The organism is Massilia genomosp. 1 (assembly GCF_011682185.1).
GTDB lineage: Bacteria > Pseudomonadota > Gammaproteobacteria > Burkholderiales > Burkholderiaceae_D > Telluria_A > Telluria_A rubra.
In genome coordinates, this window is record NZ_WHJF01000006.1 from 16,969 (window position 1) to 37,769 (window position 20,801).

Here is a 20,801-nt window from a genome sequence, read left to right on the forward strand (position 1 = left end):
AAATCGCTTTCCGGCCCCGGACTTACTTTACTACATCATTACGCAGCCATCGCCTCGGTGCGACCGTGCATGCACGGCGCGTGCCTTGCATACACCGCGCTGGCAAACGCACGCCCTTGCGAGAGCGAGCGCAAACTGGTCGTGTGACCGAACAGCCTGGCCAGCGGCACCTCGGCAACGATTTCCACCCGGCCGGTCTGCTCTTCGATGCCGTGTACCTTGCCGCCACGGCGCTGCAGGTCGCCGATGACATCGCCGGCATTGACGGCCGGCGCATCGACGCTGACCGTCATGACCGGTTCCAGCATCAGCGGATGTGCTCGCTTGAGCCCGGCCAGCGTGCCTTCCTTGGCCGCGACCATGAACGCCATGTCGTTGCTGTCGACCGTGTGGTAGTCGCCATCGAGCAGGGTCACCTTGACGCCCGTCACCGGGTAGCCGAGAGGACCTTGCGCCAGCGCATGCCGCACACCTTTTTCGATGGCGGGAATGAAGTTCGCAGGCACCACACCGCCCTTGATCGCATTCTCGAAGGCAAACACGCCCTCGAACGGCTCCACCCGCAACACGACCCGCGCATACTGCCCGCTGCCGCCGTTTTGCTTCGACACTTTGCCTTCCAGTTGCACGGCCGGCCCGGCGATGGTTTCGCGGTAGGCAACCTGGGGCGCACCAACCGTTACTTCCACGCCGGTTTCGCGGCGCACGCGTTCCAGCACCACGTCCAGGTGCAGCTCGCCCATGCCCCACAGCACCGTTTCACCGCTGAGCGGATCGCTTTCCAGGCGCAAGGACGGATCCTCGCGCCGGAAGCGGTCGAGCGCGGCCAGCATCTTGCCACGGTCGCCACCCTTGCCGGGCTCGATCGCCAGCGCCACCACCGGTTCGCCGGCGTGGATGGTTTCGAGCACCAGCGGTACCGCCCTGGTCGAGAGCGTGTGTCCGGTCAGTGCCTCTTTCAGGCCGGCGATGGCGATGATGCCGCCAGCCTCGGCCTGGGCCACGCCGCTGCGGCGGTCCGCATGGATTACATACAGGCGACCGATGCGCACGCTCGCGCCGAGCGAGGCGTTCCACACCAGGTCGCCTTCGCGCAGGGTGCCGCCGTACAAGCGCACATACGACAGCGAACCGTGGTCGTCGTGCACCACCTTGAACACCAGCGCCGCCAATGGATCGGCGTCGCCGGTGCCGACGCTGACCTTGGCATCGTCCAGGCGCGCCACGGGAGCGGCGCGCTCGTCGGGCGAGGGCAGCCAGTCGACGACAGCGTCGAGCAGCGGCTCGATGCCGGCGTTGCGGTAGGCCGAACCGGCCAGCACCGGCAGCGCGCGCCGCGCCAGGGTCATGGCGCGCAGGCCGGCCCGCACATCGGCCGGCGACAGCGTGTCGTCGGCCAGGAAGGCGAGCGTGAGCGTGTCGCTGGCGTCGGCTGCCACCGCTGCCGCGTGGGCGTAGGCCGCCGCCGCCTGTGCTTGCAACTGCACGGGCAGGGGCGTCGCGCTCATCAGGCCGGCCGCATCCCACGCCAGGAAACGCTGGCCGAGCACGTCGATGACGCCTTCGAAGGCGTCGCCGGCGCCGACCGGAATGCTCAAGGGCACGGCCAGGGCGTTCAGGCGCGCGCCGATCTGGGCGAGCACGCGGCCGAAATCGGCGCCGGCGCGGTCCATCTTGTTGATGAACACGATGGTCGGCACGCCGTGCTTTTGCGCCTGGCGCCAGACGGTTTCGGTCTGGGGCTGGATGCCGGCCACGCCGCACAGCACCGTCACGGCGCCGTCGAGCACGCGCAGCGAACGTTCGACTTCGATGGCGAAGTCGATGTGGCCCGGCGTGTCGATCAGGGTGAAGGCGTGATCGTTCCAGAAGGCGCGGGTGGCGGCGGCGCCGATGGTGATGCCGCGTTCTTTTTCCAGGTCCATGCTGTCCATGGTGGCGGTGCCCTCATGGACTTCGCCGGCGCGGTGGATCTCGCCGGTTTTGAGGAGGATGCGTTCGGACAGGGTGGTTTTGCCAGCGTCGATGTGGGCAATGATACCGAAGTTGCGCGTGTTGGCGCGAAGGACTGTCGCAGTCATGATGGTGCTTTCTAAACATGGCGGGCGGTCGTGGATTGTCTGTGAGACAAGCGCCGCGGGAGCCATGCGACCACCCTTGTTCAGTGATCCCGCGCGCGTTCTTCGTCGGCTGACTTCATGATATATATGCTCCTAAGCAACTATTGGGTGGGGAAAAGCGAGACTGCAAAAACAAAAAAGGCCCGGAGTGGGCCTTTGTGATGGGTGCTCGTTACGAGCGAATCAAGGGCGCACTATCGCGGCCCGGGACGTTGTGGCAACGTGCCGGGAAGGGCGAAGGTAAAAAAGAGGATGTCCATTGAGTTCATGGCCGCAAGCTTAGGGCGGTATTTGTCACATGTCAAGCGCAAATTTTGTTGTTGATTCGGCACGCAGGCAAGGCTTCCAGGCATACAGCCGCATCTATTTTGCGTAAAACATTGAATTTAGCCAACATTTTCATGAGTACTGATGTGAAAATACCGCTCTGTTGCACAAACACTATTTCGACTGGCGCGCAGCGGGCGTGCGAGTTTCCGACTACACAGCAAAAAGAGCAGGAAATTGACTATGAACACCCTCACCAGCCGCTGCGCGAGCGGCCTGATCGCCCTGGTATTGCTTGCGGCTTGCGCGACGCAGGAAACCGGCACCGCCGATGCGGCGGCCGGCGGCAGCGGCGCGGCGCCCGGCAGCCTGGTCGCCAACGGCAAACTGACCACGGAAGGCGAGGCGCGGCGCGAACGCGCGTTCAAGGCGTATCAGGCGGGCAACAAGGCGTTGGCGTATTCGGAATGGCTGGGGATCGCCGGGCAAGGCTATGCGGAGTCGCAGTTCAACATCAGTGTGATGGAGAGCGACGGCGACACGGGCGCGCCGAATATGCCCAAGGCGCTGGCCTGGCTGCACAAGGCGGCCGACGGCAACTATCCCGAAGCCCAGTTCCAGCTGGCGCAGCGCTACAACAAGGGCGATGGTGTGAGCAAGGATGTGCCCAAGGCCCTGGTGTACTGGCGCAAATGCGCGCTGCTGGGCGAGAAACGCTGTGCCTTCAACGCCGGCGTGGCGCTGGCGGGCGGCCTGGGCGTGGCGCAGGATGAAGCGGCGGCCAGGACCTTGTTGGCCGAAGCGGGCAGCGGGACGGGAGCGCTGGTAGCGGCCCAGTCCGAGCTGGGCAAGATGTATCTGCAGGATAACAAGGAGCGCGACGTCGTCAAGGCGCGCCAGTGGCTCGAGCAGGCGGCGGCCGGCAACGATGCCGAGGCCCAGTACAACCTGGCCCTGATCTACAGCAACGGGTATGGCGTCAAGGCCGACAAGCGCAAGGCGCTGGCGCTGTACCAGCGCGCCGCCAGGCAGGGCGAGCCGATGTCCTTGAACAACCTTGGGGCGGCCTATCGTTTCGGCGAGGGCGTGCCGAAGGACCAGAAGAAGGCGCTTGCCATGTTCAAGCAGGCGCATGACGGCGGCAACATGCAGGCCACGGTGAATTTGGCCGACATGACTTTCAAAGGCTGGGGCGTCCGCGCCAACAAGACGGCGGCGGCCGAGCTGTACAAGCTGGCCGCCGATGCCGGGCATCCGGTCGGGCGCTGCCGCTACGCGCAGGCGCTGCGCCATGGCGACGGCGTCGCGCGCAATCCGGGCCAGGCCAACCGCCTGCAGGAAGCGGCGAACAATGCCAATGCGCCCTGCGACAGCGACGCGCCGCTCGGCGAGTATCTGGTCAACCGGCGGGTCAAGGGCCGCAATTGAGCCGGACTGGCAGGCATTCACGGCGCCGGTGGACCGATCCGAGGCTTGTCTCGCATCAAACATGCAATTGGGCAACTATGGCACTATGCCGATCTGTTGCACCAACAGGGCGCGCCGCGCCCACGGTCATTACCGATAGAGGAAAGCTGACAATGAATACGATCTCGCGCCGCTATGCGGGCGCCCTGACTTGCCTGGTCTTGTTGTGCGGGTGCGCCACGCGGGAGGCCGCCATCGTTGGCGCAAGCGGCGCCGCGCCGGGCAGCCTGTATGCGAATGGCAAGCTGACCGCCATGGGCGAAGCACGCCTCGCTCATGCGGCAAAGGCCTATTCTGAAGGAAACGAAGCGCAGGCCTATGCCGAATTCCTGGTGTTGGCCGAGCAGGGGCATGGCGAATCGCAATACAATCTCGGCGTGATGGACGGCGACGGCGTCGCTGACGGCGCACCCGACATTCCGAAGGCAATTGCGTGGCTGCAAAAAGCCGAGGGCGCCGGCTATCCGGGCGCCCTGTTTCAACTGGGCGTGTACCATTACAAGGGCGTCGGCGTCGCGAGGGATGTGCCGAAGGGTGTGGCCTACTGGCGCAAGTGCGCCGCCCAGGGTGACAATGACTGCGCATTCAATGCCGCAGCCGTGCTCGCCACGGGCAAGGGCATGCCGGCGGACCGCGCGAGCGCCATGACCTTGTTTGCCCAGGCGGGCAGGGGGCCCGAGGCGAAGGTCGCTGCGCAGTCGGAACTGGCCAGGATGTACATGGCCGATGGCAAGCACAGCGACCACGTCAAGGCAATCGAGTGGTTCGAAGCGGCGGCCGCCAACAACCATGCGCAATCACAGCATCAGCTTGCACGTTTTTACATCGAAGGCGTGCTCGTCAAGGCCGACCAAGGGCGCGCGCTGTCGATGTACCAGCGCGCCGCCGCGCAGGGCTATGCGCCGTCGTTGAACAATCTGGCGATCCTGTACCGCTACGGCGATGGCGTAACGAAGGATCAGGCGCGTGCTGTCAAGATGTTCCGGCAGGCACATGAGGCGGGCATGCTGGAAGCGACGGTCAACCTGGGCGACGTGACCTTCATGGGCTGGGGCACGCGCGCCGACAAGGCGGCGGCGGTGCGCCTGTACCAGATCGCCGCCGATACCGGTCACCCGGCCGGGCGTTGCCGCTACGCGCAGGCGCTGCGTCATGGGGATGGCGTCACGCGCAACGTCGCCCTCGCCAAGCGCCTGCAGGAAGCGGCCGGGAACGCCGGCTATCCGTGCCACAGTGATGAGCCGCTCGGCAAGTCCTTGTTCAACACACACGGCAAGGGCCGCAGCTAAGGCCGTCACGAGGCCGGGTGGTGGCGCCGCATATGCAATCCGGTTGCGTTTGGGGCTGGCTTGGGCTATGATCTTGTTTTGCAACACAGTTGCACCAAGCAGCGCAAGGCTGGTCAGTTCGATGATAAAACGCGTAATTGGAGTGGCGGACTACGCCGGGATGACGGCGGCCGCATTGTGCCTGCTGCACTGCCTCGGGCCGCCGCTGTTGCTGGCCGCTTTTCCCCTGGCCAACTGGTTCCCGCATGACGACGGGCTGCACGCGTGGCTGCTCATTCTCGTAGCGCTGCCGGCGCTGGTGGCCCTGGTGGCCGGCTTTCGCCAGCACCGGCGTGCGCTGGTCCTGGCCCTCGGGGCCTGCGGCTTCGCCTGTTGCTGCGCGGCGGTGCTGGTGGCCGGCCCGCGTTACGGGCACGGCGCAGAAGCCGTCGTGACCAGCATCGGCGGCTTGTTGATCTTTGCCGCCCACCTCAAGAACCGCGCGTTCTGCGCCAGTTGCGTGATGGCCAAGAAGGCGCGCTGCTGCTGACCACCTCGCCGGTCTTTCGGACAAGTTGATACAAGGAGTAGCGCTCCGATGGTGCGTGACAGACGTTCGATTGGCGCGGGATGCGTGATCGTGATCGGATGCGGCATGGCGACGCGCCGCTATCCGTCCGTCTTGTCGCATTACTTCGGCAACTATCCAGGCGATGCGCTGTGGGCCTTGCTGGTGTTGTTGCTGTGGGCTTTCTGCCTGCCGCGCGCGAAGACCGGCACCCTGGTCATGCTGGCGCTGGGGACCGCTTTCGCGGTTGAATTTTCGCAGCTGTACCAGGGCGCGTGGATCAGGCACCTGCGCGCGACCAGGGCCGGCTACCTGGTGCTTGGCAGCGGCTTCGACTGGCGCGACTTGCTTGCTTACACTGTCGGTATCGGCTTTGGCGCTCTGCTCGAGCGCGCACGCGGCATGCTGCGCTAGCAGCGGTTCCCCAGACAACAAAAGATGCAGGCCGGGTCGCGCCGCACCCACGGGTCGCTCCGCCTGGCGGCGTGCATCAGCCAACGATCTCTTAGCTGGCTCAACAGCAGGGCATTCACGCAAACAGCTTGTCCACCGCCGACCATCCGCTCCCACTCTCCCAGATAACGCTGACCGTTAGCTTGACGTGCCATGCCGAAGCGATATTCGTCGTAAGTGTTGCTTTTGACATGATTTCTTGACAAATAAAGCTTGCGGCGGATTCTCTCGATTTTTCGCGCGTAGACTAGTTGAGGATCGCAGGTCGCAAAGCGGGTTTCCCGTGGCAGCAATACCCGGTTCCAGGATGGGAAATCGGGCGCCTCTACCAGACCACATCCGCAATGGTCGAATGGTCGCCGTCACACTCGACTTCGAAATCCGACCGCGAAATCGGCGCAATCGTGACAAGGAGAACAGACATGCCAGAGCAAAATGAGGAAAAGCCAGGCGTTTACATCGTTATCAGGGATGCGAATGGCAACTACTACGACATTCCAGAAGAACGATTCGGTGAATTTCGTATGAGCGATGAGTTGGTCGAGAAGTTTGTGGCGGCAGCGGCATCGAGTCAGCCCGCAGCGACGCCCCAATCGGCATTCGTCCGGGCGGCGCCTTTCCACAGCGGATTTCAGCAGCCGGCACCCGGCGCCTTTGTCAGGGCGTCGCCCGGCGCTTTTGTCAGGGCATCGCCCGGTGCTTTTGTCAGGGCATCGCCCGGTGCCTTCGTGCGCGCGGCGCCAGTACAAATGGTTCCGCATTTTTCAACGTCATTTGCACGTGTTTCTCCAGGCGCGTTTGTGCGAGCCGCACCTGGCGCCTTTGTCCGCGCCGCGCCGGGGGCTTTCGTGCGTGCCGCCCCGGGTGCGTTTGTCCGGGCCGCACCCAGCTTCATGCAGGCAAGCACATTTTCGGTCGCGCCGCAGATGACGGCGCAGCCTCAAGTTGCGCAACAGGCCGGCGCCGGGCAGCAAGGACCCATCATTGTCGGGTCGTGGACGCGCTAACTTCATCGTCAAAACGAAAGGAACTGGAAATGGGCAACCTGTCGGAAATCGAAGAATTTATTCCCGAATATGCCTATGCGTGGCGCCCATACGTGAACTCGAAAGTCATCTATATCGAGGGCAAGGGTGGTGCCGGTGACGCGACAATGGTAATCGATCCCTGGAACCAGCGTTGGATTATCACCACGCCTGCCGCGGTCGCATTCATCAAGCTGGCAGATGGCAAAACGCGCCTCGCGCAAATCTTGCGGGAGCTGTACGCAAACAAGGACATCACGCCACCGGCTGGCGGCTACCTGGCACTCGTGGACGAGCTGGTCAAGAACGGCATGCTGTTCAACTGTCGGGACTCCCATCGGGAAAGCGGACGGCCAGTCTATAACTTGTCGCAAGTGACGGGCTTGCATCTGGAAGTGACTAACGCGTGCAATATGACGTGTCAGCATTGTTATGTTTCTTCCGGGAAGAAACTGCCAAACGAGCTCAGTCTGGAAAACATCAAGGAGGCCATCGACATGCTTCCGCCTTTCACCGGGAAGCGGATTGCCTTGTCTGGCGGGGAGCCGGCGGCGCGGAAAGATCTCGATCAGATCATCGACTACTGTGTAGGCTGTGGGCATGACGTGGACGTGTACACCAACGGTAAAAAGTTCCCACGACGACTCGCTGAACAAATTCGCGCACTGAACGGTGGAAGCAGGTCGGTACGCATCCAGGTGAGTCTTGAAGGGGCCACGCGCGAGTTGAATGACGAGGTGCGCGGCCACAAGTCCTTCGATTATGCAATCGAGAGCTTGACCATGTTCAAGGAGATGGGCCTGGGCCCGCACGTGGTCATTTTTGTTTGCCTGACGTCGAAGAATATCCATCAACTACGGGAAATTGTCGAACTCGCCGAACAGGTCGAGGCGGGGATGCTCGTCTTTTCACAATGGCAAAAGCAAGGTAATGCCGCGAACCTGCCTTGGGCTTCGATTGCCCCGTCCAGGGATCAATGGGTACAAGCCGGCGATTTTATCCTCGGCTACCGCAACCCGAAACTGAAAGTGTACGGCAATTTTTTTGGAGATATCAGCAACGATCCGGTGACGCGCTATAACTTTGAGGCGCCGCTATTTCCTAAACATACTTACTTCTATAATGCCTTCCCCCGGATTTCCGCAACTGGCGATGTGTGGGCCGATCAAATGTGGGTCGATCCGGAGTGGGTGCTTGGGAATGTGAAAGAGACGTCGATCGACACGTGCATGGAATCGCCAAAATTGCTGGAGCAACTAAACCAGATGCGACGGCGGGAATTGCCGGAATGCGAACAGTGTACGTGGAAATCGCTCTGTGAAGGTGGCTCCCCGGGGCACACCTTCGCTGAATATGACGGCGATATGAACCACCGGGATCTCTTCTGTGGCGCCCGCGTGGTCTGGTTTGAGCGCTTCGCCGAGCATCACTTCAGAAAAGCGCTGGGCGATAATGTATCGGTGGCATTCGCGCGGCCGCCCGACCAAGCGCCTCGCCAGGTTCCTTCCACTCAGGTGATCCGGATGATTCCGGTCACAGAAATGCAGGGGGTGGCTGCGGGAGAGTAAGCGTCTGCTCAGGGCCGTCGTGAGGGGCCAGGTCGACGACGCGATGATGTTCGCCACCCCGCCGGGAAACGCGCTTCAAGCGCCGGCGGGGTGACCGGCGCAGTTCTTCCACTGAGAAACCGACCGCCGGGCGACCGAGGCCATGCGGCGCTTACCCGGCCGCCTGGCTCCTGGCCGGCGGTTCCTGCAAACGCTGCTGCAAAAACGCCACCACGGCCGCTTCTTCCGGCTGCAACTCGTGCAACTCCTCCACCAGTTCGCGCCGGGTGCTCTCGCGCATCGCTTCGAGCACGGTACCGTCCAGATACGCTTCCAGGATCGCCGGATGCACATAGCACTTGCGGCAGATCGACGGCGTGTTGCCCAGCTTTTCCGCCACCGACTCGATCGCCCGCACGATGTTCTTCTTGGCCTGCGCCTCCGAATCGAACTTTTCGAATTCCTGCAGCGCCAGCGCGGCCAGCACCGTACCCGACCAGGTGCGGAAATCCTTGGCGGTGTATTCCTCGCCGCTTATCTCGCGCAGGTAATCGTTCACATCCGACGAATCGACCGTGTGCGCATTGCCGTCATCGTCCTCGTAATGAAACAGTTCCTGCCCCGGCAGGTCGCGGATGCGGGCGATGATGCGCGCCAGGCGCTTGTCCTCCACCTTGACGTTATGGAACACGCCGCTCTTGCCCCGGAAACGGAATTCGACCGCCTTGCCGTCGATGCGCACATGACGGTCGCGCAGGGTAGTGAGCCCGAACGACTTGTTCGTGCGCGCATATTCTTCGTTACCGATCCGCATCATGGTCGCTTCCAGCAGATACACGATGGTGGCGAGCACCTTTTCGCGCGGCAGGCCAGGGCGCTTGAGGTCGGCGTCAACGGTGCGGCGGATGGCGGGCAGGGCCTTGCCGAAGCTGATCATGCGCTCATACTTGACTTCGTCGCGCAGCTTGCGCCACTTCGCGTGGTAGCGGTATTGCTTGCGCTTCCTGGCGTCGCGCCCGGTCGCTTGCAGGTGGCCGCTGGCCAGCTTGCAGATCCAATGGCGAGCGCGCGGATCCGCGCCAGCGTAGCGTCATCGCTCACCTTCTCGCTGCCGGCGTCGAGGTAGATAAAGTGCTTGCCGTGCGCCTTGCGCGTGATGCCGGGCGAGTTGTCGCTGACATAACGCAGTCCGGCGGACTTGGCGGCGGCGAGCACCTCGCCGGATGGCGCCGGGCTCGCGGCGCTGGGTTCGTCTCTTTTCATCGTTGACTCGGTCGTAGTGGAAATATGCATAACTGCTGTCGGCAGCATGCCAAATACTACACGCGGCCGTGCCGGACACGCGCTTCGCTTGACCCGCGCTTGAAGACAGGCGCAGGCCGCGCCGTGTGCTACATTGCCTCCCCACCTTTTTTGTGACGTGTTGGCATGCGTGTAGGCGACCTTGACCTGAATGTCCGTCCGGCGGGCAGCGGCGCCCCTTTCCTCTGGGGGCACGGCATGCTGTCTTCCATGGAAGCGGAAGACGCGCTCGACCTGCTCCAGTGGCGCCATTTTCCCGCCTCCCTGCGGCTGGTGCGCTACGACGCGCGTGGCCACGGCGGCAGTCCGGCAGGCGCGCCGCCGACATGGCGCGATCTCGGGCAAGACATGCTGGCCCTGGCCGACGCCCTCGGCGAAGAGCGCTTCATCGCCGGCGGCTGGTCGATGGGCGGTGCTGGCGCGCTGCACGCGGCCCTGCAACAGCCGGCGCGCATCCATGGCCTGGTGCTGCTCCTGCCGCCCACCTTGTGGGAGGCGCGCGTCGCCCAGGCCGCCCTGTACCGGCGCGCCATCGCCCTGGCGCACACGGCGGGCATGGCGCGCTTCGCCAGCCTGGTCGCCAGCCAGGGCGCCGGGCTGCCGCCCTGGCTGCGCGCGGCCGCGCCGCACCTGGCCGCGCCGCGCGCGCCCGCGCCCGACCCGGCGGCCATGCTGGCGCTGTACCAAGGGGCGGCCTGGTCCGACCTGCCGCCGCGCGCGGCCCTGGCCGCCCTGTCGGCCACGCCGGCGCTGATCATCGGATGGTCGGGCGACGCGACCCATCCGCTGGCCTCGGCCCAGGAACTGCACCGCCTGCTTCCCGCGTCAAGCTTGTTCATTGCGCACGATTATCAGGACGTGCTGAGCATTCCCATGCGCGTGCGCGACTTCGTCGAGGCCAGCGCCGCCAGGCGCTGATGCTGGCCAATTGCACCAGCGCAACATCCTTCGCCGAAACTGTTGTTGTTGCGCCCCATGCTGATATTTTCATGGGGAAATAATGTACACTCAAAAGCATCGCTACCCCAGCGCCACACCCGCGCCGGCAGTACACGGGGTGGCGCGCGCAATCGTGGCGGCGACCCGATTTCCCCGGCCCAGCCCCGCCGATTCGTCGTCCACCCCAACTCGTCCGACAATCGCCAAGCTCATGTTCAACAATCCCCGCTGGCTTCCTGGTCCCGTCTCGCTGAAAGCGCGTTTTTCGCTGGCCGTCGGCATGCTGATCGTCCTGACGGCGACGGTGTTGACGGTCGCGACGGTGCTGCTCGTGCAGCGCGGCGTCGAAACGGTGGCCGGCGAGCGCGAAACGTCGCTGATCAGCCAGGTAGCGCGCGACCTCGACAACAAATTCATGATCCGCCAGCAAGCCCTGGTGCGCCTGGCGCACGACCTGGAACGGCTCCCGCGCGCGACAGCCGCTTTCCAGGACAAGCTCGAGCAATACCACAGCATGGATGGCTTTTTCACCAATATATCGGTGCTCGACGCCCAGGGCGAGCATGTGGCCAACATGAACTATCCGCATATGCGCGGCCAGGGCAACTTTTCCACGCGCGACTATTTCCTCGACACCCTCCGAAGCGACGGCCCGGTCATCTCGCGCCCCCTGCGCAGCCAGATCAGCGGCCGCCCGGTGGTCATCATGACCGCGCCCATCCATGACAAGAATGGCCAGATCAGCCACATCCTGATCGGCGCCATCGACCTGGCCAAGAACAGCTTCATCAAGGAACTGTCGATCGGGCAAGTCGGCAAAACCGGTTACTTCTATATCCTCAGCCGCGAAGGCGAGTTCGTCTCGCACCCGGACGAGCGCCGCATCCTGCAGCGCAGCGGCAATGGCGGCAAGCGCGCGGCCTCGGTAGAGCAGGCCCTGGCCGGCTTCGAAGGCACGCTGCGCGCGACGGCCGAGAATGGCGCCGACGCGCTGGTCTCGTACAAGCGCCTGGCCAGCACCGGCTGGCTGCTGTGCGGCGTGTACCCGACCGCCGAAGCGTTCGCCTTTGCCGGCAAGATCGGCTGGAACGCGGCCATCATCGCTGCCTTGCTGCTGCTGGTGATCGGGCCGCTGGCCTGGCTGTTGATCGAGCGCCAGTTGCAGCCGCTCAAGCACCTGGGCCGGCAAATGGCGGCCGGGCGCGCTGGGCCGGCGCCCGGCGCGCCCTACGCGGACGATGAAATCGGCGAGCTGCGGCGCGCTTTCGATACCCTGATGGCCGAGCGCGACCAGGCCGAGCGCGCCGTCGCCGACAGCGAGCGCAAGCTGCGCATGGTGGCCGACAACGTGCCGGCGCTGGTCGGCTATGTCGACAAGCACGAGCGTTTCGTCTTCGGCAACGAGCGCTACAGCGCCTATTTCGGCATCTCGGCGCGCCAGTTGCCCGGCAAGAACGTGCGCGACGTGCTCGGCGAGGCGACCTACACGGTCAGCAAACCCTACCTGGACGCGGCCCTGAGCGGACGCGCGGTGCGCTTCGAGCGCCAGGTGCGGCGCCACGGCGCCATCGAGTGGGACCGGGTCGCCTACAATCCCGACATCGACGCGCACGGCGTGGTGCAGGGCTACTTCGTGCTGGTCGACGACATCACCGAGCTCAAGGCAACCCAGCAAGTGCTGGCGGCCAGCGAAAAGCGCATCCGCACCATTGCCGATAACATGCCGGCGCTGATCGGCTATGTCGACACCGAATACCGCTACGCCTTTTGCAACCGCGCCTACAGCACCATCACCGAGATCGCCCCGGAGCAGATCGTCGGACGCACCGTCAGCGAGGTGTTCGGCCCCAAGGTGTTCGCGGCGGTGGCGGCGCAGATGGCGGCGGCGCTGGCCGGCCGGCGCGTCTCGTTCGAGCGGCCCGCCGCCGGGCTCAAGGGCAACCGCTACCTGCAAACCGAGTACATTCCCGACGTTGGGCAAGATGGCAAGGTGGCTGGTTTCTACACGATGGTGATGGACATCACCGAGCGCAAGGCGGCCGAGCTGGCCCTGGCCGCGCAGCAGCGCCTGCTGCACACGGTGACCGACAACCTGCCGGCGCTGGTCAACTTCATGGACCGGGACGGGCGCTTCGGCTTCGTCAACCGCCATCACGAAAGCTGGTTCGGGTTGCCCCTGGCGCGCATTCACGGCAGCCTGGTGAGCAGCCTGTTCAGCGAAGCGGAAGCCGAGATCCACCAGCGCGCCTTCGACGAAGCGATCACCGGACGCACCGTCAAGTTCGACTTTGCCCGCATGCAGGGCGGCGACAAGCGCCACTACCACGCCACCTACATCCCGCAGGTCGATTGCGCCGGCCACGCGGTCGGCGTCACCGGCCTGGTCAACGACGTTACCGACGCCAAGCGGCTCGAAGAGCAATTGAGCGCACTGGCCCGCTTCGACGCGCTCACCGGTTTGCCGAACCGCACCCAGCTGACCGAGCGCATCGGCCGCGCCCAGACCCGCAGCGCCCGCAACGGCAACGTGATGGCCGTGATGTACCTCGACCTCGACAAATTCAAGTCGATCAACGACAGCTTCGGCCATAGCGGCGGCGACATCGTGCTGATCGAATTCGGGCGCCGCCTCAGCGCCTGCGTGCGCCAGAGCGACACGGTGGGCCGCCTGGCCGGCGACGAATTCGTGATCTTGCTCGAAGGCTTGCAAACCGTGGCCGAATGCGCGGTGGTGGCGCGCAAGATCATCAAGGTCATGGAAAAACCCTTCGATATCGACGGCGTGGCGCGCATCGTCAGCACCAGCATCGGCGTGGCCACCGCCGAAAACGGCCTGGCCGGGGTCGACACCTTGCTCAAGCATGCCGACGACGCCCTGTACCGCGCCAAGGATTCCGGGCGCAAGCGCTACGCCATGACGTCGGTCAAGTAAATGCCGCCCGTACGCCATCGCGATTATCCAACCGGAATGATTTCTGATGTTTTCTGCAAGAAATTGGATATTCAGGCATGCTGGAATCCTGATCACCGGTTTCCAGGCTCCACATGAATTACCTCGCCCATATTTACCTGGCCCGCTACAGCGACGAGGCCATGCTCGGCGCCTTGCTGGGCGACTTTGTCAAACCGAGCGCGGACGGGCAGTTCAGCGCCGTTACGCAAGCCGAAATCCTGATTCACCGCAAGGTCGATACCTTTACCGACAGTCACTCTGTGGTGTTGGCCGCCAAAAGCCTGTTCGACGGTCCGGGCCGGCGCTATTCCGGCATTTTGCTCGACGTGTTTTACGACCATGTGCTGGCCGTGCGCTGGGCGCGTTATTCCGGGGTGCCGCTGGCCGAGTTTATCGCCGGTTTTTATGGGGTATTGACCCGGCAGGCCGCCGTGCTGCCGCCCAAGCTGGCCGAACTGGCGCCATACATGATCGAACAGGACTGGCTCGGCTCATATCTACGCTATGCCGGCGTCGACCGGGCGGTGCGGCGCATTTCAACGCGCCTGTCGAAAAACGGCGATGTCATGCGCGCGGCGCTGGACGACCTGGAACGGCATGCCGCGACGATTGCCGACGGCTTTGACGTGTTCTTCCCCGAATTAATCACTTTTGTAGAAAGCCAACGCAATGAAAGACAATAAACACTACGTGGCGATTTGCCGGTTTTATGGGGATAAACGCGCCGAGCGCTCGGGCGTGCCGCTGATCGCGCATATCGACGAAGGCCTGGCGCTGCTCGATGAAATCGGCGCGCCGGAACGGGCCAAGGAAGCGTTTTGCCTGCATCCGCTGCTGCAGGACGACGCTGCGCTGCTTGGCGCGCTGGAGATGGACTCGATGTTCGCGCAGGCCCGGCCCGACCCGCTGGTGGTGCTGCTGGCGATGGAATACCGGCGCGTGGCCAACGACTATCTGTCGCACCATTGCGAGAGCGCGGACGACGCGATCGGATTGAGTTGCGTGGACGAGGTGAACCAGATGCTGATCGCCGATAAAGTCCAGAACCGCAAGGATTTCGAGCGTTTTCACCTCGGCACCCATCACAATAGCGCCACCTTGCAGCTGTATTTCGCCAACTGGCTGCGCCGGCTCGGCGTGTCCGACGAGCGCTACGCGCAGTTATGCGGGTGCGTGCCGGTCGCTTTGGCAAGCGCGCCTATTGCGGCCGTGGCGGCGGCTGCGGCGGGTTAAATGCCATCGACCAGATCACCGAATTGATTTTCCAGCCGGCGTCGGTGCGCACCCTGGGCCAGGCTTCCCGGCCCCGGCCCCGGCTCCGCTTGCAGCCGTCGCGCACGTCGCCGTAACCGGCTATGCACGTCCGGGCCGCTCATTTGATCCGCACGCGGCGCGAAAAATTGAGCGCCACCGCCAGCAAGCCGAGCGCGCCGCCCACCAGCAGCGCCGCCGTCCCCACGTGCGCCAGCAGCAGCCCGGCCACCCCCACGCCGCTGGCCTGGCCCATGAAAAAGCAGGATGCGAAGGCCGACACGGCCGCCCCGCGCCGCTCGGGCGCCATCTGGGTCGCATGCGTCTGCAAGGTATTGTGCAGCATGTAAAAGCCCAGCCCCGCGCAAAACGTGGCGGGCATGGCCAGCCACCACACGGGCGCGAAGCCGATGGCGGCCAGCGACACGGCCAGCACCAGGCCGCCCCAGCGCGGCAGGCCGGCTTCGCCGAGGCGCGCGAGCAGCGCTTTCGAGCCCATCGCAAAGGCAAAGCCGCCGAAGCCGAACAACATGATCACCGCCCCGGCCAGGGCCAGCGACAGGCCGTGCCGCTGGTGCAGGTGGCTGGCGATGAAGGCAAACGGCCCGTACAGCAAACCGCCTTCCAGGAAGGCGCTCAGCAGCACCAGCCTGGCCCAGGGCAGGGCGGCGACCTGGCCGAACCCGGCGAGCATGTGGCGCACGGCGTTGCCGGCGACCGGGTACACGGTCTTGGCGTGCGGCGGCAGGCGCCGGTTCAGCGCCAGCAAGCCCAGCCCGACCAGCAGGAAGATCGCGGCCGCCAGCAGGAAGGGCAGGCGCCACTGCCAGGCGTCGGCCGCCAAGCCGCCCACCAGCACGCCGGCCGAGACGCCCAGGATTTGCCCGATCAAAAAGCGCGCCAGCACCGGCTGGCGGTGTTCGTAGTCGATCACGTCGCCGATCCAGGCCATCGACAGGGGAATGATGGCGGCGGCCGTGGCGCCGGCCAGCACGCGCATCGCCAGCAATGCGGGCAGGCTGCTGGCGGCGGCGCACAGCAGGGCGGTGCCGGCACTGGCCAGCGCGGCTAGCGCGATCGCCAGGTATTTACCATGGCGGTCGCCGAGCGGGCCGAAACCCAGCTGCGACAGGCCGTAGGCGATCGAGAACACGGTGATCACCAGCGACGCCTCGCCCAGCGGCACCCCGAACTGGCGCGCCAACAGCGGCAGCAGCGGGTCGGCCGCGCGCATCGAGATGCCGCTGGCGAAGGCGGCCAGCGACAGCAGCGGCACGGCGCTGGCGGGAATGGGGGAGGCTTGGGTCATCGGCGTGACAAGTCTGTTTCAAACGTGCAATTATCCGCGCAATCGGGCACGCTTGCATCGCAGCCTGGCGCTAGACTACGACACACGATGACTGTGCCGGTGGAGGAGAAGATGGGTTTGCAGGGAGGATGTTATTGCGGTGCGCTACGAAACGTCGGAACCGATGTTCCATCAAACCATTTGCCACTGCCCCAGCTGCCGGCGCCTCAGCGGCGCGCCGCATGTGGCCTGGTTCAGCGTGGCGCGCGCCGCTTACCGGGTCACGGCCGGCACGCCGGCGCAGTTTCAATCGCGCCCGGGCGTCACGCGCAGCTTTTGCGCGGCCTGCGGCACACAGCTGACCTATGCCCGCAGCGACAGTGCGGACCAGATCGACGTGACCACCTGCAGCCTGGACGACCCGGAACCGGTGGCCCCGCGCGACCATACCTTCACCGCGTATCGGCTCGACTGGGACCACATCGGCGAGGGCATGGCGCAGTACCCGCGCCTGCGCGAAGAATGAGCTGATACGACTCGCCTAAAACGGACTCGCTTAAAACGAGTAAACCAGGGTCAGCGAGGTCTGGGTATCGGTGTTCTTTTTGTCTGCCGGCACATTGGTATCGTTGCGGGCGCTAAAGGCCGCCTTCATCTGCATGGTGCCGTTGATCTTGGTGCTCAGGGCCGCCTCGGCGATCGAGTGGATATTCGAGGTGCCGCGCTCGACGCTGAGCACTTGCGAGAACTGCGCGCTCTGGCTGACCTGCCAGCGCATGGCGGCCGCGCCGCGCACCGTGAAGCCGCTTTCCGGCTCGCCGGTGGCGCGCTCGCCGCTGAAGTAGCCCGGGCCGATTTCGACATCGACGCTGGCCGCAGGCGAGCTGTACCAGCGCGTGCTGCGCCCGACCGCCATGGTGGTGTAGCTGCTGTAAGCGCCGAATTTGTCGCCCACGTGGGCCGCCAGCACGAACAGTTTTTCATTGTCCTTGACCAGTTTGTAGGCCGCCTTGGCCGAGAGCGAATAGCGTTCGGCCGAGCGGGTCGAGCTGCGCTTACCCTCGCTGTCGTTGACTTCGTCTTCCTTGAAGTGGCCGGCCACGATGTACTGGTTGCTCCAGTCATCGAGTTCCTGGCGCGCATCGATCTTGCCGGAGACGGAGGTGCCGGCGGTGTTGCCGGAGGTGCTGATGGCGCCCAGTTCGGCGGAGGTATGCCAGCTGTCGTCGATGCGGTCGCTGGCAAGGGCAGGGCCGCAGGCCACGGCCAGTGCGATGAGCGGTAGGAGTTTCATGAGCTTGGTGCGGGTGAAAGATTGCCCGCATTGTAACCGAGCTCGGCTTTGTCCGCCCGTACGCCCCGAACTGCGGCCGCGCCTGGCCTGTTGCGCGACCGGGCCGCTTACTGCAAGGCGGCGATGCGTTGCGAACGCGCGCTCTGGGCGGCGCTGTCTTGCAGCATCAGGCTATGGCGGGCCGCCTTGAGCGTGGCCACGTCGCGCGCCAGCGCGCCCTCGGCAAACTTGCGCAGGCCCGGCAGTTCGCGCTTGTTCCACGCCGCCGCGCTGTTGTGGCGCTCGATCGTGGGCGCGGCGGCCGCTGCGGGCGCGGCCGCCGCTTCTGCGCTGATGAGCGCCATCTCGTTGTCATCCTCCGCGTCGGGCGCGGCCAGCTCGGCGCTGCCCGCCACCACCGCCACGGTCTGCTCCGCCGCCGGGCAGCGCGCGTCGGTCAGGGTCACCTTGCCGTCGCCGTCGATGCATTTGACGATCTCGGCGTCGGCGAAAACAGCTGACGACAACATCAGGCCGGCGAAGAACATGCTGCGGGTGAGGGCTCGGTGAATCATGGTAGTGCTCCTGTTTGCGAATGAGTCCATTTTGCGCAGTTCGTCGATCCCTATCTGTTCGTTACCACACGCTGTTGTTTTTACATTGAACTTTCACCGATGAAATTATTATTCTGACGTAAACCGTTGCGCACGGTTGAGTGTGGAGACAAGGAGCCTGATAAGGAAAGTACAATGTTTTATATAGGCGGACTCGGCTACCGCACTCATTACAGGCGGCAATTCGCATGCATATTCGCGCTTACCTGTTCCTGATGGCCGCCGGCATTCTGGTGCCGGTGATCGTGTTCGCCAGCCTGGCCCTGGTCATGCTGCAAAACGCCGAGCGAGACGCGGCCCTGCGCGGACTGCGGGAAACCGCGAACAGCATCGCCTTGCTGGTCGACCGCGAGCTCTACAGCGCCGAAGCGGGCTTGCGCGTGCTGGGCGGCTCGCCCTCGCTGGCCGAGGGCGACCTGAAAGCGTTTTATGCCCAGGCGCGGCGCGCCAACCGCGGCAGCACCGGCTGGACCGTCCTGCTCGATGCGCAGGGCCAGCAACTGATCAATACCTTCCTTCCCTATGGCAGCGAGCTGCCCAAGCCGCACGCCGGCAGCCTGGTGCGGCAAGTGATCGCCACCCAGAAAACCTATGTGTCCGACGTGATTTCCGGCCCGCTGGTCAAGGGCCTGGTCACCACGGTGACCGTGCCGGTGCCGATCGACGATGGCAAGCGCTATGTGCTGACGGTGGCGTTTTCGACCGACCATTTCACGCGCCTGATCGCCAGCGTCGATGTGCCGCCGGGCTGGGTGGTGGGCATTATCGACAGCCAGGGGCGCTTCATCGCGCGCAGCCAGAATCCCGGTGCGCTGATCGGCAAGCAGGCGCGCCCGGAACTGGTGGCGGCGGCGGCCAGGGTACACAGCGGGCAAATCCGCCACAACACCTTGGAAGGCACCGCGGCCTACGACATCTTCACCCATTCCACCCTGTCCGGCTGGACCCTGGCCGTGGCCGCGCCGGTCGACCTGATCGAGCGCTCGGCGCGGCACGCCTCGTTCGTCGCCGCCATGGGGATGCTGGCGGCCATGCTGTGCGCGGCGGCGCTGGCCGTGTATTTCGGGCGCCAGCACGTGCGCTCGATCGCGCGTGCGGTCAGGGCCGCCACCGACCTCGGCGCCGGCGTCTCGCCCAAGCCGGTCCGTTCGCGGGTGGTGGAAATGAACGAATTGCACGCGGCCCTGCACGCGGCCGGCGAGCAGATGCTGCAGGCGCAGGCCTACCGGCGCCATGCCGAGGCCGACCGCCAGGCCTTGCTCGACGGCGAAAAGAAGGCGCGCCAGATGGCCGAGCAGCAAAACAGCGCCAAGGACCAGTTCCTGGCCATGCTCGGCCACGAGCTGCGCAACCCGCTGGCGCCGATCAGCACCGCCGCCCAGTTGCTGCGCCTGCAACCGGGCGACGCACGCCGGGTGCGCTACGCCAGCGATGTGATCTCGCGTCAGGTCGAGCACATGAACAGCTTGCTGGGCGACATGCTCGACGTCTCGCGCCTGACGCGTGGCCTGGTCACCCTGAGCCTTGAGGAGATCGAGCTCGACGCCGTCATCGACCGCGCCCTGGAGCAGACCCACAGCCTGGTGGAGTCCGCGCACCACCGGGTCGAGCTCACGTTTCCGCCGACCCCGATCCGGATGCGCGGCGACCAGACGCGCCTGGTGCAGATCTTCGCCAACCTGCTGGGCAATGCCGCCAAGTACACCCCGCCCAACGGCCGCATCGGCATCGAGGCGCGCGTCGAAGGCGAGCACGTGGTGGTGGTGGTCAGCGATACCGGCGAAGGGCTCGCGCCCGAACTGGCGCCGCGCGTGTTCGACCTGTTTTCGCAGGGCGAGCGCAAGCCGGACCGCGCCCAGGGCGGGCTCGGCCTGGGGCTGGCCCTGGTGCGCAGCCTGGTCGAGCTGCACGGCGGCACGGTGACGGCGGCCAGTCCGGGGCCGGGGCAGGGCAGCAGCTTCACCGTGACCCTGCCGTGCCAGGCGACAGCGCTGGCAACAGCGAGCCCCAAGCGCCGCCGCAGCGACGCCCGCGGCCCGGCGCTGCGCGTGATGATCGTGGACGACAATGTCGACGGCGCGATCAGCCTGTCGCTGTTCCTGGAGGCCGCCGGCGGGCACAATGTGTGTACCTATTACGACGCCAGCGCCGCGCTGGCCTGGGCCGAGTCGGAAGCGCCGGACGCCTTCATCCTCGACATCGGCCTGCCCGACATCACCGGCTACGAACTGGCGCGCCGCCTGCGGGCCATGGCGCGCTTTCGCGATTGCCTGTTCATCGCCCTGACCGGGTATGGCCAGCCGCAGGACCAGCAACTGGCGCGCGACGCCGGTTTCGACCATCATCTGGCCAAGCCGGCCGATCCGCAGTACGTGCTGGAACTGCTGCGCACGCCGCGCAAGAGCGGCAAGCGGCGCGCCGTCGGCAAAAGCGCTTAGCACTGGCGCCGCCAATTTGTTACCATGA

20 protein-coding genes are annotated in these 20,801 nt (G+C 65.0%); 12 read left to right on the forward strand and 8 right to left on the reverse strand.

Features of this window, described 5'->3' with window-relative positions:
- Positions 1-38: 38 nt before the first annotated feature.
- A complete protein-coding gene (gene fusA / locus F1735_RS03505) occupies positions 39-2,081 on the reverse strand; it encodes an elongation factor G (RefSeq protein WP_167235635.1) in 2,043 nt (680 codons plus the stop codon).
- A 549-nt stretch (positions 2,082-2,630) separates the two neighbouring features.
- On the opposite strand from fusA, the gene F1735_RS03510 reads away from it, so the two are divergent.
- The 4 genes from F1735_RS03510 (at position 2,631) to F1735_RS03525 (ending at position 6,104) form a co-directional block, all read left to right on the forward strand.
- Positions 2,631-3,815, forward strand: coding sequence for an SEL1-like repeat protein (locus F1735_RS03510; protein ID WP_167235636.1), 1,185 nt, complete (start codon positions 2,631-2,633; stop codon positions 3,813-3,815).
- A 152-nt stretch (positions 3,816-3,967) separates the two neighbouring features.
- Positions 3,968-5,143, forward strand: a complete 1,176-nt coding sequence (locus F1735_RS03515) for a tetratricopeptide repeat protein (protein WP_167235637.1) — start codon at positions 3,968-3,970, stop codon at positions 5,141-5,143.
- A 121-nt stretch (positions 5,144-5,264) separates the two neighbouring features.
- The gene (locus tag F1735_RS03520; RefSeq protein WP_167235638.1) at positions 5,265-5,672 is read left to right on the forward strand and encodes a MerC domain-containing protein; all 408 of its coding nucleotides are present in this window, start codon (positions 5,265-5,267) and stop codon (positions 5,670-5,672) included.
- Positions 5,673-5,720: 48 nt separating this feature from the next.
- On the forward strand, positions 5,721-6,104 hold the full coding sequence (locus F1735_RS03525) for a ribosomal maturation YjgA family protein (protein ID WP_167235639.1): 384 nt from the start codon (positions 5,721-5,723) through the stop codon (positions 6,102-6,104).
- Here the strand turns inward: F1735_RS03525 and F1735_RS03530 are convergent.
- Positions 6,101-6,436, reverse strand: a complete 336-nt coding sequence (locus F1735_RS03530; protein WP_167235640.1) for a hypothetical protein — start codon at positions 6,434-6,436, stop codon at positions 6,101-6,103. The two genes, F1735_RS03525 and F1735_RS03530, sit on opposite strands and share 4 nt — an antisense overlap.
- 129 nt (positions 6,437-6,565) lie before the next feature.
- On the opposite strand from F1735_RS03530, the gene F1735_RS36320 reads away from it, so the two are divergent.
- Together F1735_RS36320 and F1735_RS03540 are read left to right on the forward strand one after the other, a co-directional pair.
- Positions 6,566-7,150 (forward strand): hypothetical protein, encoded by a 585-nt coding sequence (locus tag F1735_RS36320; protein WP_229505611.1) that lies wholly within the window; start codon positions 6,566-6,568, stop codon positions 7,148-7,150.
- Between the two features lie 29 nt (positions 7,151-7,179).
- Entirely contained in the window at positions 7,180-8,736 is a 1,557-nt protein-coding gene (locus F1735_RS03540) for a radical SAM/SPASM domain-containing protein (RefSeq protein WP_167235642.1), read from the forward strand.
- Between the two features lie 151 nt (positions 8,737-8,887).
- Here the strand turns inward: F1735_RS03540 and F1735_RS03545 are convergent, their stop codons facing one another.
- Together F1735_RS03545 and F1735_RS37850 are read right to left on the reverse strand one after the other, a co-directional pair.
- Positions 8,888-9,652: a DNA topoisomerase IB gene (locus F1735_RS03545; RefSeq protein ID WP_308626542.1), complete on the reverse strand. Its 765-nt coding sequence runs from the start codon at positions 9,650-9,652 to the stop codon at positions 8,888-8,890.
- The gene (locus F1735_RS37850) at positions 9,649-9,978 is read right to left on the reverse strand and encodes a hypothetical protein (protein WP_308626544.1); all 330 of its coding nucleotides are present in this window, start codon (positions 9,976-9,978) and stop codon (positions 9,649-9,651) included. Before F1735_RS37850 ends, F1735_RS03545 begins: the two co-directional genes overlap by 4 nt.
- A gap of 237 nt (positions 9,979-10,215) precedes the next feature.
- Between F1735_RS37850 and F1735_RS03550 the strand changes: the two genes are divergently transcribed.
- On the forward strand, positions 10,216-10,935 hold the full coding sequence (locus tag F1735_RS03550; protein ID WP_167235643.1) for an alpha/beta fold hydrolase: 720 nt from the start codon (positions 10,216-10,218) through the stop codon (positions 10,933-10,935).
- Positions 10,936-11,037: 102 nt separating this feature from the next.
- Here the strand turns inward: F1735_RS03550 and F1735_RS37390 are convergent, their stop codons facing one another.
- Positions 11,038-11,169, reverse strand: a complete 132-nt coding sequence (locus F1735_RS37390; protein WP_267876643.1) for a hypothetical protein — start codon at positions 11,167-11,169, stop codon at positions 11,038-11,040.
- Between F1735_RS37390 and F1735_RS03555 the strand changes: the two genes are divergently transcribed.
- The 3 genes from F1735_RS03555 (at position 11,168) to F1735_RS03565 (ending at position 15,142) form a co-directional block, all read left to right on the forward strand.
- A complete protein-coding gene (locus F1735_RS03555; protein ID WP_167235644.1) occupies positions 11,168-13,888 on the forward strand; it encodes a sensor domain-containing diguanylate cyclase in 2,721 nt (906 codons plus the stop codon). The two genes, F1735_RS37390 and F1735_RS03555, sit on opposite strands and share 2 nt — an antisense overlap.
- 113 nt (positions 13,889-14,001) lie before the next feature.
- Complete coding sequence (locus tag F1735_RS03560) at positions 14,002-14,592, forward strand: acyl carrier protein phosphodiesterase (RefSeq protein WP_167235645.1); 591 nt, start codon at positions 14,002-14,004, stop codon at positions 14,590-14,592.
- A complete protein-coding gene (locus tag F1735_RS03565; protein WP_167235646.1) occupies positions 14,579-15,142 on the forward strand; it encodes a hypothetical protein in 564 nt (187 codons plus the stop codon). Before F1735_RS03560 ends, F1735_RS03565 begins: the two co-directional genes overlap by 14 nt.
- A 139-nt stretch (positions 15,143-15,281) precedes the next feature.
- Here the strand turns inward: F1735_RS03565 and F1735_RS03570 are convergent, their stop codons facing one another.
- Positions 15,282-16,469: an MFS transporter gene (locus F1735_RS03570; RefSeq protein WP_167235647.1), complete on the reverse strand. Its 1,188-nt coding sequence runs from the start codon at positions 16,467-16,469 to the stop codon at positions 15,282-15,284.
- A gap of 139 nt (positions 16,470-16,608) precedes the next feature.
- Between F1735_RS03570 and F1735_RS03575 the strand changes: the two genes are divergently transcribed.
- Positions 16,609-16,974, forward strand: coding sequence for a GFA family protein (locus tag F1735_RS03575; RefSeq protein ID WP_445081572.1), 366 nt, complete (start codon positions 16,609-16,611; stop codon positions 16,972-16,974).
- Between the two features lie 30 nt (positions 16,975-17,004).
- Here F1735_RS03575 and F1735_RS03580 read toward each other — a convergent pair whose 3' ends face one another.
- Together F1735_RS03580 and F1735_RS03585 are read right to left on the reverse strand one after the other, a co-directional pair.
- Positions 17,005-17,742, reverse strand: coding sequence for a DUF481 domain-containing protein (locus F1735_RS03580; RefSeq protein ID WP_167235648.1), 738 nt, complete (start codon positions 17,740-17,742; stop codon positions 17,005-17,007).
- A gap of 107 nt (positions 17,743-17,849) precedes the next feature.
- A complete protein-coding gene (locus F1735_RS03585; RefSeq protein WP_167235649.1) occupies positions 17,850-18,296 on the reverse strand; it encodes a DUF4124 domain-containing protein in 447 nt (148 codons plus the stop codon).
- Positions 18,297-18,523: 227 nt separating this feature from the next.
- Between F1735_RS03585 and F1735_RS03590 the strand changes: the two genes are divergently transcribed.
- Positions 18,524-20,773, forward strand: a complete 2,250-nt coding sequence (locus F1735_RS03590) for a hybrid sensor histidine kinase/response regulator (RefSeq protein WP_167235650.1) — start codon at positions 18,524-18,526, stop codon at positions 20,771-20,773.
- Positions 20,774-20,801: the final 28 nt, after the last annotated feature.

Coding starts and splice junctions, on each gene's coding strand:
- F1735_RS03510 (WP_167235636.1), top strand. CDS start 2,631: ATGAACACCCTCACCAGCCGCTGCGCGAGCGGCCTGATCGCCCTGGTA.
- F1735_RS03525 (WP_167235639.1), top strand. CDS start 5,721: ATGGTGCGTGACAGACGTTCGATTGGCGCGGGATGCGTGATCGTGATC.
- F1735_RS03540 (WP_167235642.1), top strand. CDS start 7,180: ATGGGCAACCTGTCGGAAATCGAAGAATTTATTCCCGAATATGCCTAT.
- F1735_RS03560 (WP_167235645.1), top strand. CDS start 14,002: ATGAATTACCTCGCCCATATTTACCTGGCCCGCTACAGCGACGAGGCC.
- F1735_RS03590 (WP_167235650.1), top strand. CDS start 18,524: ATGCATATTCGCGCTTACCTGTTCCTGATGGCCGCCGGCATTCTGGTG.
- F1735_RS03565 (WP_167235646.1), top strand. CDS start 14,579: ATGAAAGACAATAAACACTACGTGGCGATTTGCCGGTTTTATGGGGAT.
- F1735_RS03570 (WP_167235647.1), bottom strand. CDS start 16,469: ATGACCCAAGCCTCCCCCATTCCCGCCAGCGCCGTGCCGCTGCTGTCG.
- F1735_RS03515 (WP_167235637.1), top strand. CDS start 3,968: ATGAATACGATCTCGCGCCGCTATGCGGGCGCCCTGACTTGCCTGGTC.
- F1735_RS03585 (WP_167235649.1), bottom strand. CDS start 18,296: ATGATTCACCGAGCCCTCACCCGCAGCATGTTCTTCGCCGGCCTGATG.
- F1735_RS03550 (WP_167235643.1), top strand. CDS start 10,216: ATGCTGTCTTCCATGGAAGCGGAAGACGCGCTCGACCTGCTCCAGTGG.
- F1735_RS37850 (WP_308626544.1), bottom strand. CDS start 9,978: ATGAAAAGAGACGAACCCAGCGCCGCGAGCCCGGCGCCATCCGGCGAG.
- F1735_RS03580 (WP_167235648.1), bottom strand. CDS start 17,742: ATGAAACTCCTACCGCTCATCGCACTGGCCGTGGCCTGCGGCCCTGCC.
- F1735_RS03555 (WP_167235644.1), top strand. CDS start 11,168: ATGTTCAACAATCCCCGCTGGCTTCCTGGTCCCGTCTCGCTGAAAGCG.
- F1735_RS37390 (WP_267876643.1), bottom strand. CDS start 11,169: ATGAGCTTGGCGATTGTCGGACGAGTTGGGGTGGACGACGAATCGGCG.
- fusA (WP_167235635.1), bottom strand. CDS start 2,081: ATGACTGCGACAGTCCTTCGCGCCAACACGCGCAACTTCGGTATCATT.
- F1735_RS36320 (WP_229505611.1), top strand. CDS start 6,566: ATGCCAGAGCAAAATGAGGAAAAGCCAGGCGTTTACATCGTTATCAGG.
- F1735_RS03520 (WP_167235638.1), top strand. CDS start 5,265: ATGATAAAACGCGTAATTGGAGTGGCGGACTACGCCGGGATGACGGCG.
- F1735_RS03545 (WP_308626542.1), bottom strand. CDS start 9,652: ATGATCAGCTTCGGCAAGGCCCTGCCCGCCATCCGCCGCACCGTTGAC.